We start from the raw sequence: 12,086 nt of genomic DNA, 5'->3' as shown, positions 1-12,086 counted from the left end.
CGTGAGCGCATTCAAGTTTATTGGGCTTTGTGGTATACTACGAAGGATATTTAAGTAAACATTTCACCCTTTAATTGAAAAATGGACTACCAATAGATGCGTAATGCTGAAGTGCAGCGGGAGGTTAGACCCTAATGGCAAAAAAACAATATGCCGTCATTGGCATGGGACGGTTCGGATCAAGTGTAGCCAATGCGCTGAGCGGCATGGGATTCGACGTACTTGCAATTGATGCGGACGAGCAGCGAACCCAGGAAATGTCCAATGTGGTGACTCATGCCGTATCGGCAGATTCTACAGATGAAGAAGCGCTGCGTGCGCTGGGCATACGGAATTTTGATGTCGTCGTTGTGGCGATTGGTGAAGACATTCAGTCGAGTATTCTCACGACTCTTATTCTGAAGGATATGGGTGTACCTGTTCTAATTGTAAAAGCACAAAATGAGCTTCATGGTAAAGTATTGCAGAAGATCGGAGCGGACAAGGTAATTTATCCTGAGAGGGATATGGGACTGCGTGTAGCCCATCATCTGACATCTCCAAACATTCTCGATTACATCGAGTTATCTGAGGATTACAGCATTTTGGAGATGAGAGCGTCCGAGCAAATGATTGGTAAAAATCTGCTGGAGCTAAATATTCGTGCTCGTTTCGGGTGTAACGTGATGGCGATCCGCAGTGGGAATTCGATGAATATCTCTCCGTATGCTGAGGATCGGATTGCGGACGGGGATGTACTGATCATCGTTGGCCATAAGGACCATTTGACGAAAATGGAGCTTGCATATCCAAAGTGATAAGTATAATGATGGGATGATGAAGCAATCTTTAGGCGGGAAATTTCAATTCGTCATGTAACATGTTGATAAAAAATCCCGCAGACGGGAAGGATGGAAAGATGGATATTGTATCACCGCAAAATACACGTGTGAAGGAATGGGCACAGCTGCTGGAGAAAAAGCACCGTACCCGTCAACATAAATATATTATTGAAGGCATTCATCTCGTACAGGAAGCGCTGCGTGCAGGGGCAGATCTGGAATGCATCGTTTACGATGGGGAGCAGGGTGTACCCAAGGAACTGGCTGGACTGGAGGCTCCACTTCAGCGTGTGGAATGGATCAGTGTATCTCCTGCGGTTATCGCCAAGTGTACGGATACAATGACACCCCAACCTGTTTTTGCCGTTGTACATAAAGGTCGTGAGCCGCTTCAAAGCTTGTTGTCTTCCTCCAAGGGGCTGGTCGTTGTATTGGACAATGTTCAGGACCCTGGTAATGTGGGAACGATCATTCGCAGTGCGGATGCAGCGGGAGCAGCAGGAGTTGTGCTCGGTGCTGGTTGTGCGGATGTCTATAATCCGAAAACGATTCGTTCAACGATGGGGTCATTGTTTCATTTGCCAATTGTAGAAGGTCAGTTGGAGTTGTTGCTGCCTGAAGCAAAGACTGCGGGTGTAAAGTTGGTTAGTACGTCTTTGCAGGCGGAGTATTCGTGCTACAGTTATGATTTTACACAATCGGTGTGGCTTGTGATCGGTAATGAGGGTAAGGGCATATCGGAGTCTACTGCACAACTGGTGGACGATGCGATTACGATTCCGATGCAGGGACAGGCAGAGTCACTTAATGCCGCAATGGCGGCGACGATCTTGTTGTTCGAGGCGATGAGGCAGCGGATGGTTTAGCCCATGAATAATATACTTCATGTTCATATGAAGTAAGAAATATAAGCTTATTCCTACTCGACCGATGAGTGAGGAATAGGCTTTTTTTGTATAGTCGGAGAAGTTGAAATAAATAAATCGAACGATATGGAGCTGGTATGCCAATATATAGTGTAAGGAGGAAGGGGATGGATAATGAGTGAGGCAGAAAAGTACATAAAACTTGTGGAATTAACCCGGGCTGGCGATTACGAAGCATACGGGGAGTTATATGAGCAAACGGTGAAGGATGTGTATCGCACTGTGCGTTTTCTGATTCGTGACTCATCTGACGCGGAAGATCTAGTACAGGAAATATATATTCAGGCTTACCGGTCCTTGGAGCGTTACGATTCGGAGAGAGCGTTTCGTCCATGGTTAATGGGTGTGACGATGCGGCAGGTCCGAAGTTACCGGCGGAGACGATTGACGCAATTTCGTTTTAGCAAGCGGATGGAAAAATCTGATACGGGGCTGGAGTATGATTTTTCCGGAGACTTAATCAACAAACTGGCAAATCGCCCTCTGCTTGAACAGGTGCACAGATTGCCGTACAAGCTGCAGCAGGCGATCACTCTTCACTATTTGAACGAGTACACGCAAGAGGAGATTTCATGCATATTGGACATTCCGCTAGGAACGGTGAAATCGCGTATTCATGCGGCATTATCCAAGCTGAGGCAGAATCAGAAGTTGGACCTAGGTATTCGGGGAAAGGTGGAGGATTTACATGAATCTCGATGAAAAGCTGCGAACAGCCTACCAGAAAGAGACCAAAGACTGGACAATTCCTGAGAGAACAAAACATAAAATCATGAATGCTATACGAAGTGAATCACGTCTCAAAAGATATCGGGAAAAATGGCTGGTTACTGTGCTGCTGGCTGCTGTGCTTATCATTCCTACTGGAGCCTATGCGGGATACACCTATTTGGCTAACGAAATGTATGGTTCACAGGAAAATATATCAGCGGTGGGTGGAACATCGGAGGAATACATGAGACTGGAGGAGAAGCTCCAGACAGCTAAAGCACATTTAAGTGAAGAGGAATTCATTCAATTTATGGGTCTGATGAAGCAAATGGGACAAATGGCTTTGAAGTATGCGGATCAACAGGGAGAGATGCACCCCGAGCAATGGAATGCCACAGAACAGACGGAGTTTAATCGTCTTACTGCAGAACTGGAACCGTTTTTCAAAAAGCTGGAAGCAGCAAGTGTAGACTCTCCAAAAGAACCTATGGACCAGGAACAATTTTGGAAGGAACAGCTGGCAATGGCAGAGACGAAGTTTCCCAAGGAGCAGTTTACCGAGTTCAAATCGTTATATGAACAGATGAAGCAGTATGAAGCCATGGTGATGGATCAGGATGGGAACATCCATGAAGAACGATTGTCTGCGGAGCAGAAGGAAGAACTGACGCAGGTACGTGAGCAGATTTTTCCCTTCTTGGAGAAGTTGGGTCTTGATGTTCGTAAACCGGGTGAGTAACTAAGGTAGATGTTTAGTAACTAAGGAGCGAAAGGATGTCATTCCTTTTGCCCCTTTTGGTTTCGTAGAATAATCTTCTTATCTGCCCTGCACTTTCATCCGATACTGATGCGGCGTGGTGCCTGTTGCATTGCGGAAGACTTTGCAAAAATAAGATGGGCTGGACATGCCTACACGGTGGCCTATTTCGGGAACAGTGTGTGTAGTGCTCGTGAGTAACACACAAGCATGACGAATACGGGTAGCCTGTGCGTAAGCAACGATGGTGGTACCGGTAGCTTTTTTAAATATATGGGACAAATGATAAGGCGAGAGATGCAGTGTATCTGTGATATCCTCCAGACGAAACGCTTCATTGTAGTGCTCTTCAATCCACTGCATGACAGCCTCAGCATGAGGATGCAGAGCGGGAGGACTCGTTGGGAGCGTATTAGAGCTGGGATACTGTCTGTCTTTCCAAAGGTAGCGAAGTTGTGCGAGTAGTCCAAGTAAAAAGAGTCGTGTATCCTCTTCCACTTCATGTGGAAGTAATGTAGGTAGAATATCGGCAAATTGCTCAACCATCTGGACCAGTGGGGATGAAGCGGAAAGACGGATCGGTTGAAGTGGAGATGTTTGCCCGAGAAGGTCCATTGTAAAACGATTTGCTACGGCAAATTGCCGAGAGTGCGGGTTCAGCAGGTGCTGCTCATACATCAGTACGCTGCGGATAAAGGGATGTTCTTTCGTGACTTGAATCTGGATCTGATGCAGCTGAAAAGGGCGGAATATCATCAGCGTACCCGGTTCAAGGGAGAATGCCTGACCCTCGGTTATTAGCTGTCCATATCCATCATGGATATACGTGATTTCCATCTGTGAATGAGCGTGAAAAACCTCTCGGAACGCAGTGGTGGAGGTGCGACGGCATGCCAGATTAAATTGTTCCTCAGTGATGATGGGCATTAGGAATGCCTCCCCTTCAAGAGCGCAATATAGTTTCATTTTATCACAAGATGAACGCATAAAAGCGCTTTATTATTGTGTATTGTGAAGGGAATAAGGGAGGTATGCATTCATGTTAAAAGTAGCCATTATTGGAGCAGGCGCCATCAGCACAGCGCATATTACAGCGTATTTGGCATTTCCTGAACGATGTCAGATCGTAGCTGTGGTGGATATGTATGCAGAAAAAGCACAGAAACGAATTAACGAATATGGATTGGAAGGAGCACGTGCTTTTACCGATTATCATGAATTGTTGGATCAAAACATTGACTTGGTTTCCGTCTGTACCCCGCCGTATACCCATGCACCGATCACATGTGATTTTCTGCATGCAGGTACACATGTGCTTGTCGAAAAACCAATGGCTTCTTCTTTACAAGAGGCGGATATGATGCTGGAAGCGGCGCAAACGAGTGGTAAGCTGCTATCGGTGGTGGCACAGAATCGTTTTACAACACCGATGATGAAACTGAAAGATGTGCTGGATAGCAAACTTATGGGTCCCATTGTCCACGTACAGGTCGATTCATTCTGGTGGCGGGGCCATAATTATTATGATCTGTGGTGGCGTGGCACATGGGAAAAGGAAGGCGGAGGCTGTACTCTTAATCATGCGGTCCATCATATTGATGCGATGCTTTGGATGATGGGTCCTCCGGTGGAATTGCAGGCGATGATGGCGAATACGGCGCATGATAATGCCGAAGTAGAGGATATTTCCATGGCGATGCTTCGTTTCCAAGAAGGAGCACTTGGTATGATCACCAGTTCCGTGGTACACCATGGAGAGGAGCAGCAGTTGATTTTTCAAGGTAAAGAGGCCAGGGTATCTGCGCCTTGGAAGGTCGTTGCTTCTACGGCACGAACGAATGGATTCCCAGAACCCAATCCAGATCTGGAACAACAGATTCAGAAACTCGCTGACGAATTACCAGATGTTACTCATGTGGGGCATACCGGGCAAGTAGAGAATGTGCTAAACGCCATTGAGACAGAATCACCGCTTCTGGTGGATGGGAATAGTGGTCGGAATACACTGGAACTCATTGTTGGTATCTATAAATCGGCTAGTACGGGAGAGAAGGTTACTTTTCCACTAGAGGCAGAGGATGCTTTCTATACAAGGGAAGGGATTATGGAAAATGCGGTGCATTTTTATGAAAAAAAGACAGCCGTGGAGAACTTCGAGGATGTGGATATTACGTTAGGGAGAAAGTTGGAGTCGTAGTTAAATAAACATGGAAAAGAGGCCAGTCCCACAGATATTGTGAGATCTGGCTTCATTTTATTGGAGTCCTACTCACAAAACAAAATCAATACACCCGATGTTTCCATCCATTCAACTTCGCGATGGCCTCCAGATAATAATAATCTCCATAGATCAGGGAGACATCGATGAAGGAATTGCCGCTGCCTGTGGCGTGCAGCAGAATCGATTCATGCTCTGGCTGATCCCAGACCGCATAGTTCTCTGTTAAGGAACGCAAAATTCGTTCGGCTGCATCGGCATAGAGGCGTTTCTCACCCTCAGGAACGGCGGCGGCCAGTTCCAGCAGACCGGAAGCGGCGATTGCTGCGGCAGAGCTGTCCCGGGATTGACCATCCAGGGTAGGAAGTCTGAAATCCCAGTAAGGTACATGATCCTCTGGCAGCGCAGCAATAAAGTAATGGGCGATTCGTTTCGCTGTGTTCAGGAAACGCTCATCCTGGGTATAACGATACGTATTGGCGAATCCGTATAACCCCCATGAGGTACCACGACTCCATGAGGATTCAGGAGCATATCCCTGCCCGCCAAAACATTCAATATAACGACCATCCTCCGGGTCAAAGGAAAGGATATGTTTGGTCGATCCGTCTTCACGAACACCGTACTGCATGGTCGTCTCGGCATGGCTAATGGCAATATGTTTGTAGCGTGGATCTCCCGTCACTTCTGAAGCCCAGAACAACAAAGAGATATTCAGCATGCAATCAATGATGGCCCAGCCATATTTGTCTTCATTCCACGCACGAATGAATTTGCCTGCCGGGTTATAGCGTCCTGCAAGGAAATTGGCTGCCTCCAGACCACGTCTGAGAGCGTCTTCATCACCTGTAATTTTATGTTTGATCACAGCAGTAGAGAGAAACTGGAAGCCAACATCGTGATGAAGCTCTCCTGTTGGTCTTATAAACGATTGCTCCAAAGTTTCATCCCACGACCATGCCGCATCCCGGTAGCTTTCCTCTCCTGTCATATCGTACATAATCCACAACATACCCGGCCAGAAACCTGAAACCCACCAATCGGTATTGATGTTATCATACTTCCCATCATCACCGGCAAAATGAGGACATTTATCCCCAATGTTTTTTTTCATCTCGGGCAATTTGTTTTCCAGCTTCTGCATAACTTCCTGCCAATATGCCGTAGTTACGGCGGATTCTGCCTTGGCCATTAGATAACCTCCTTAGGGTTAATTAGAAATTAGATAACGCTTTCCTATAAGGAGATTATATCTTTTTAAAAACCTTAAAAGTTGTGTTAGGATATGAAGAAATGTTGCTCTGTTGTCATTGTGAAGAAGGGGGAACGAGAGTGTTTGAACGTGTGGACTTTGAGGGAAATACTTTGGTGTGGGATTATCAAATTAAATCGGTTAACGAATTCAAAGGATATTATCATTGGCATCAATGCGGGGAAATTCTCTATGTGCATGAAGGGCAAGGCATTGTGGTATTGAATAATCATACCTATCCCATTCGTAAAGGCATGCTCTTCTTTTTTCAGCCATATCAGCTGCATCACGTCTATGCCGAGGTTCATCCAGATACACCATATGAAAGGAACATTTTCTATGTAGAGCCCATTGTAATGGACCGATATTTGGAAGCGTTCCCGCATCGCCGTGCTTTTTTTTCGAGGTTATGGAAAGGAAGAAATCAACAGCAGGTTTTTGATTTGAGTTCATCTATGGATCAGCTGGATTGGGTATACAGAATTTATCACCAGTCACGCAGTCGGGTTGGGGGAGAATGGGAGGAATCGGTGCTGTTTTTGCTACAACTATTGAATGTTATGGATCAACAAAATGATGGGGAACAGGCGAGTCAACTACACTTGGTCGAATCACGTCAATTAAGACATGCGGAGAAGATGATGCATTGGATTGAAGAGCACTACATAGATGAAATCAGACTGGATCATATGGCGAATGATATTCATTTATCCAAGTCTTATGCTTCCCGTATCTTTCAGCAAGAAACAGGAAGCAGTATTACGGACTACGTCACCGCCCGAAGACTCAAGCAGGCATATCTTCTGCTGGAAACGACAACTCTTTCCGTTGAAGAGATTGGCAGACGAGCTGGATTTCCCAATGGCTCTTATTTCATTCAATTATTTCGCAAGTCGGCGGGAACCACTCCGCTACAGTATCGGCAGCATTTTGAACGCAGCAGCAGACATTAAATCACATGAGTGTAACTGCTGATGTTATTAAAAGTAGCGTCAGCACATTATCGTGATGAAATTTAAAGCGTTATTTTAAAATTCTCAATATGTCGTAAGTAAAAGTGAAATAAGTTCCTTCTCTAAAATAGAATGAGACACCTATACTTTCCTCAAAAGTACGTGCTACAGCCACTTATCGGCCCATCGTTCTACGGAGCTTAATGCGCGCCCCAGCTCTGTGCCTTTGCGGGACAACATATATTCTGTCCGAACAGGGCGTTCCGTAACCACATGACGCACGACAAGTCCCTCTTCCTCCAGCTCCTTCATCCGTTCATTAAGTACCCGTTTGCTCAGGTCCGGGATATAAGCGTGAATTTCACTGAATCGTTTGGGTTCTTCCATCAAAGTATGAATAATGAGGGCTACCCATTTCCGGCCAATGATCTGATAAGACTGTTCCACCTTTTCGCATATTTGCTTGGCATTCTCATCATCGCTCATAATAGTACTCCTTTGATTTAGTTATGCTTATTATAGCATTAGTATACTTATTGTAACCTGAGTGTCCACAAGCCCTATGTGTAAAATGTCACATACCAATTGTTCTTAATGTTACCACATAAAGCGTTAACATTAAATAAAAACCCTATAAACACTGGTGTTCACAGGTTGGACACGATTGTTGACGAATTGTGACGACAGGTGTAAGATGGGTAACGTCAATTCAATTGGTTACAATTTATAACCTTGATTAAGGTTGTGGAGAGAAGGAATGTTCCATGTTTAATTCAGGTCAGATACACAAGCGGAGGTAAGGCGGGGAACTCCCCCACTAATTCCGTCTTTTGTCATGCTTGGATTTGAACATTTTGTATCATCATATACTATACTGCACAGATCACAGGAGGCACTCCAATGGACGCAATGACATTTGTCCTCTTCGGGGCAACAGGCGATTTAGCCAAACGTAAGATTTACCCTGCATTATATAATTTGTACATTGATTCGAAAATGCCGAAATCCTTCTCCGTTATCGGTCTAGGACGGCGTGAATTGTCGGATGCTGACTTCCAGGCGAATGTCGAAAAGTCATTGCATACCTTCTCCCGTCAAACACCGGAAGAAGAAGCTCAGGTTCGCGACTTTATTGGTGCTTTTCGTTATTGTTCTTTAAATAATACGAAGCTTGAAGATTACACCAAATTGCTGGAACTGGTTCAGAAACGTGAACAAGAGCTCAATATTCCCGAGAATCGCATGTTCTACATGTCGGTTGCACCGGAATTTTTTGAGCCAATCGCACTGAACATTCAAGAAAGCGGCTTGGGTAACACCAAAGGCTGGAAGAAACTCATCATCGAAAAACCATTCGGACACGATTTGCAATCTGCTCGTGATCTGAACGAAAAATTGAGCAATACCTTTGCGGAAGAAGAAATTTACCGTATTGACCATTTCCTTGGTAAACCGATGGTTCAAAATATTGAAACCCTCACTTACGCGAATCCGGTCATTCAGGCTTTGTGGTCCAATCGTTACATTGCAAATGTACAGATTACGGCAAGTGAAACGGTTGGTGTTGAAGAACGTGCCGCGTATTATGACCAAAGCGGTGCCCTTCGTGACATGTTCCAAAATCATATGCTTCAATTGCTGATGATGATTGGTTTGCATTTGCCAAAACGCTGCACACCGGAAGAAATTCAATTCAAAAAGCAGAAGATCGCTGAAGCTCTTCGTCCATTGACGAAAGAAAACATTGCATCCGAAGTCGTTCGTGCCCAATATGGAGCAGGCGAACTGCAAGGTACTTCTGTTGTTGGATATTTGGACGAGCCTGACATTCCAGCTGGTTCTCAGAATGAAACATATGTTGCGGCGAGATTGTGGATCGATGATCCATTCTGGAGTGAAGTTCCATTTTATATTCGTACAGGCAAACGCCTGGCTGAGAAATCAACCAGAATTGTTGTTGAATTCAAGGCTCCACTGAAAACAGGTCATGAATCCGAAAATACAACAGAGCCTAACTTGCTGACGATTGAAATTGGTCCGAAAGAAAGCATCTCCCTTCAATTAAATGCGAAAAACCCACTCAACCAAGGCGAAGTGGAACCTATGCATATGAGCTTCAACTCAGGTGAACGCAACATTCCGGAAGCTTATGAAAACCTGATCTTTGACGCGATGCGTGGAGATTCTACATTCTTTGCTCACTGGAACGAAGTTGAACTGGCTTGGCAATGGGTACAGCCGATCTTGGAAGCATTCCAGGATGGCAGTGTGCCACTCGATACGTACAGTGCAGGTTCCCAAGGACCGGAGTCAGCGGATCGTCTGATTGCAGAGAACGGCTACCGTTGGTGGTAAAAGTAATGTAAGAGCAGCATCAGAGAAGAGAACACTACTATCTATTCTGCTCGATAATATACAAATTTTTATGAATTACACCGTTCCAATTTTGCATAAGTCCTTCCGGTAATACCCGGAAGGCCGTGAAAATTTTTGATATAGATTAGTTGGCTCAATCTAAATCAGTTCGTAACAATTACGCGCGAGTAGTGTAGGGGACGAAATCGATTCTGAAGAAGCGAAGCTAAAAGCTTTCTGAAAGAAAGCTACTTCGGAAGCATATGCCTCGCCTTTATCTCCATATTTTAACCATAAACATTATTAATCAAGGAAATCTGGAGACAACAGCGATCGAAAGAACGATTCGTAACCGGAACGGTTACTGCGCCACATGGTTAAGCACTATTTTGGAATTGGCCAGATAAAAATTAGAAATGTTCATAACAGGAGGAACTTAGCAATGAAACTTGGACTTATTGGATTAGGTAAAATGGGATTGAACCTGGGTAGAAACCTGATTGACCACAAACATGAAGTGGTTGCTTTTGACCTTAACGCTGAAGCTGTTAATGAAATGAAAGAATACGGCGCAGCAGGCGTATCTTCTTATGCAGAAATGGTGGCTTCCCTTGAATCCCCACGTGTATTGTGGATCATGGTTCCTCACAACGTGGTTGACGCTGTACTGGCTGAAGTAAGCCCACTGTTGTCCAAAGGCGACATCATCATCGAAGCGGGTAACTCGCACTACAAAGAGTCCATCCGTCGTTACGAAGAAATGAAACCTAAAGGCATTCACTACATGGATGCTGGTACATCCGGCGGTATGGAAGGCGCACGTAATGGCGCATGTTACATGATCGGTGGCGATCCTGAAGCTTGGGCAGTAGTTGAGCCTGCGTTCAAGGATACTTCCGTTGAAAATGGTTACCTGTATGCAGGTAAAGCAGGTAGCGGTCACTTCCTGAAAATGGTTCACAACGGTATCGAGTACGGTATGATGGCTTCCATCGGTGAAGGCTTCGACGTATTGGAGAAAAGTGGCTTCGATTTCGACTTCGAACAAGTTGCTCGCGTATGGAACAACGGTTCCGTTATTCGTTCTTGGTTGATGGAATTGACAGAGCGTGCATTCTCCAAAGATGCTAACCTGGACGAAATCAAAGGGGTTATGCATTCTTCCGGTGAAGGACGTTGGACAGTTGAAACAGCATTTGATCTGCAAACTGCTACGCCAGTTATCGCGTTGTCCCTGTTGATGCGTTACCGCTCCCTGGAAACAGACACGTTCACAGGTAAAGTTGTTGCAGCATTGCGTAATGAATTTGGCGGTCACGCTGTAGAAAAAAATTAATTCATATATAACTGTTAACATATACGGATAATCGGGTAATGATGAGTATAGCTGTTTACAAAATTCATCAAGTGGAGGGAACATATCATGAAATTTTTCTTAGATACAGGTAATGTTGAAGAAATCAAACGGATCGAACGTCTGGGTCTGGTGGATGGAGTCACGACCAACCCGTCTTTGATTGCCAAAGAAGGTCGCGTATTTAAAGAAGTGATTCAGGAGATCTGTGGCGTTGTTAAAGGCCCGGTCAGTGCTGAAGTGATCGGACTTAAAGCCGAGGATATGTTGAAGGAAGCTTATGAAATTGCAGAATGGGCACCGAATGTAGTGATTAAACTACCGATGACCGAAGATGGACTCTATGCTTGTCATGAACTGACCCAAAAAGGAATTAAAACCAATGTAACGCTGATCTTCTCTGCAGCACAGGGTCTGATGGCGGCAAAAGCTGGCGCAACATACATCAGTCCATTTGTTGGCCGTCTGGATGATATTGCGGTGGATGGCATGAAGCTGATTCGCGATCTGCGTCTCATTCTGGATACGTATGATTTGCCTTCCGAAATTATTGCAGCAAGCATCCGTAATATCAAACATGTCGAGGATGCAGCTCTTTCTGGTGCGCATATCGCGACCATTCCGGGTTCGCTCCTGCCAACATTGTGGAAACACCCGCTGACAGACAGCGGCATTGAGCGCTTCCTGAAAGATTGGGAGTCCGTTCCGAAATAATAAAATGTGGACAGGGATCTGATTC

The 12,086-nt window shown here is 45.2% G+C and carries 12 protein-coding genes; 9 read left to right on the top strand and 3 right to left on the bottom strand.

The annotated features are described in order from the left end of the window. Positions 1 to 134 precede the first annotated feature (134 nt). From CRO25_RS24385 to CRO25_RS24370, 4 genes are all read left to right on the top strand, one after another. Positions 135 to 797, top strand: coding sequence for a TrkA family potassium uptake protein (locus tag CRO25_RS24385; RefSeq protein WP_064635682.1), 663 nt, complete (start codon positions 135 to 137; stop codon positions 795 to 797). A gap of 101 nt (positions 798 to 898) precedes the next feature. After that, positions 899 to 1,687 carry an RNA methyltransferase gene (locus CRO25_RS24380; RefSeq protein WP_079696696.1) on the top strand — a complete coding sequence of 263 codons (789 nt, stop codon included), beginning with the start codon at positions 899 to 901 and terminating at the stop codon, positions 1,685 to 1,687. A gap of 174 nt (positions 1,688 to 1,861) precedes the next feature. Further along, the gene (locus CRO25_RS24375) at positions 1,862 to 2,449 is read left to right on the top strand and encodes a sigma-70 family RNA polymerase sigma factor (protein WP_079696695.1); all 588 of its coding nucleotides are present in this window, start codon (positions 1,862 to 1,864) and stop codon (positions 2,447 to 2,449) included. Continuing rightward, positions 2,436 to 3,197: a DUF3600 domain-containing protein gene (locus CRO25_RS24370; protein ID WP_079696694.1), complete on the top strand. Its 762-nt coding sequence runs from the start codon at positions 2,436 to 2,438 to the stop codon at positions 3,195 to 3,197. Before CRO25_RS24375 ends, CRO25_RS24370 begins: the two co-directional genes overlap by 14 nt. Before the next feature lie 78 nt (positions 3,198 to 3,275). Here the strand turns inward: CRO25_RS24370 and CRO25_RS24365 are convergent, their stop codons facing one another. Continuing rightward, complete coding sequence (locus CRO25_RS24365) at positions 3,276 to 4,142, bottom strand: AraC family transcriptional regulator (RefSeq protein ID WP_179132253.1); 867 nt, start codon at positions 4,140 to 4,142, stop codon at positions 3,276 to 3,278. A 112-nt stretch (positions 4,143 to 4,254) separates the two neighbouring features. On the opposite strand from CRO25_RS24365, the gene CRO25_RS24360 reads away from it, so the two are divergent. Continuing rightward, positions 4,255 to 5,412 (top strand): Gfo/Idh/MocA family protein, encoded by a 1,158-nt coding sequence (locus CRO25_RS24360; protein WP_079696692.1) that lies wholly within the window; start codon positions 4,255 to 4,257, stop codon positions 5,410 to 5,412. An 85-nt stretch (positions 5,413 to 5,497) separates the two neighbouring features. Here the strand turns inward: CRO25_RS24360 and CRO25_RS24355 are convergent, their stop codons facing one another. Next, positions 5,498 to 6,625, bottom strand: coding sequence for a glycoside hydrolase family 88 protein (locus CRO25_RS24355; RefSeq protein ID WP_079696691.1), 1,128 nt, complete (start codon positions 6,623 to 6,625; stop codon positions 5,498 to 5,500). A gap of 140 nt (positions 6,626 to 6,765) precedes the next feature. Between CRO25_RS24355 and CRO25_RS24350 the strand changes: the two genes are divergently transcribed. Further along, entirely contained in the window at positions 6,766 to 7,638 is an 873-nt protein-coding gene (locus tag CRO25_RS24350; RefSeq protein ID WP_179132252.1) for a helix-turn-helix domain-containing protein, read from the top strand. 165 nt (positions 7,639 to 7,803) lie between these two features. Here CRO25_RS24350 and CRO25_RS24345 read toward each other — a convergent pair whose 3' ends face one another. Next, a complete protein-coding gene (locus CRO25_RS24345; RefSeq protein ID WP_063566151.1) occupies positions 7,804 to 8,124 on the bottom strand; it encodes a helix-turn-helix domain-containing protein in 321 nt (106 codons plus the stop codon). A 414-nt stretch (positions 8,125 to 8,538) separates the two neighbouring features. Between CRO25_RS24345 and zwf the strand changes: the two genes are divergently transcribed. The 3 genes from zwf (at position 8,539) to fsa (ending at position 12,061) form a co-directional block, all read left to right on the top strand. After that, the gene (zwf, locus tag CRO25_RS24340) at positions 8,539 to 9,993 is read left to right on the top strand and encodes a glucose-6-phosphate dehydrogenase (RefSeq protein WP_079696689.1); all 1,455 of its coding nucleotides are present in this window, start codon (positions 8,539 to 8,541) and stop codon (positions 9,991 to 9,993) included. Positions 9,994 to 10,435: 442 nt separating this feature from the next. Continuing rightward, positions 10,436 to 11,329: a phosphogluconate dehydrogenase (NAD(+)-dependent, decarboxylating) gene (gnd, locus tag CRO25_RS24335; protein ID WP_063566149.1), complete on the top strand. Its 894-nt coding sequence runs from the start codon at positions 10,436 to 10,438 to the stop codon at positions 11,327 to 11,329. A gap of 87 nt (positions 11,330 to 11,416) precedes the next feature. Beyond that, positions 11,417 to 12,061: a fructose-6-phosphate aldolase gene (fsa, locus tag CRO25_RS24330; protein WP_024632668.1), complete on the top strand. Its 645-nt coding sequence runs from the start codon at positions 11,417 to 11,419 to the stop codon at positions 12,059 to 12,061. The last annotated feature ends 25 nt before the right edge of the window (positions 12,062 to 12,086 follow it).

The sequence above is a fragment of the Paenibacillus sp. RU5M genome (assembly GCF_900221055.1).
Lineage (GTDB): Bacteria > Bacillota > Bacilli > Paenibacillales > Paenibacillaceae > Paenibacillus > Paenibacillus marchantiae.
This window is presented reverse-complemented; position numbering and strand designations above follow the sequence as displayed.

Bases quoted from the DNA above. Each gene is read 5' to 3' on its own strand.
- CRO25_RS24365 (WP_179132253.1), bottom strand. From the start codon at position 4,142: ATGCCCATCATCACTGAGGAACAATTTAATCTGGCATGCCGTCGCACC.
- CRO25_RS24370 (WP_079696694.1), top strand. From the start codon at position 2,436: ATGAATCTCGATGAAAAGCTGCGAACAGCCTACCAGAAAGAGACCAAA.
- CRO25_RS24375 (WP_079696695.1), top strand. From the start codon at position 1,862: ATGAGTGAGGCAGAAAAGTACATAAAACTTGTGGAATTAACCCGGGCT.
- CRO25_RS24385 (WP_064635682.1), top strand. From the start codon at position 135: ATGGCAAAAAAACAATATGCCGTCATTGGCATGGGACGGTTCGGATCA.
- CRO25_RS24360 (WP_079696692.1), top strand. From the start codon at position 4,255: ATGTTAAAAGTAGCCATTATTGGAGCAGGCGCCATCAGCACAGCGCAT.
- CRO25_RS24345 (WP_063566151.1), bottom strand. From the start codon at position 8,124: ATGAGCGATGATGAGAATGCCAAGCAAATATGCGAAAAGGTGGAACAG.
- gnd (WP_063566149.1), top strand. From the start codon at position 10,436: ATGAAACTTGGACTTATTGGATTAGGTAAAATGGGATTGAACCTGGGT.
- CRO25_RS24355 (WP_079696691.1), bottom strand. From the start codon at position 6,625: ATGGCCAAGGCAGAATCCGCCGTAACTACGGCATATTGGCAGGAAGTT.
- zwf (WP_079696689.1), top strand. From the start codon at position 8,539: ATGGACGCAATGACATTTGTCCTCTTCGGGGCAACAGGCGATTTAGCC.
- fsa (WP_024632668.1), top strand. From the start codon at position 11,417: ATGAAATTTTTCTTAGATACAGGTAATGTTGAAGAAATCAAACGGATC.
- CRO25_RS24380 (WP_079696696.1), top strand. From the start codon at position 899: ATGGATATTGTATCACCGCAAAATACACGTGTGAAGGAATGGGCACAG.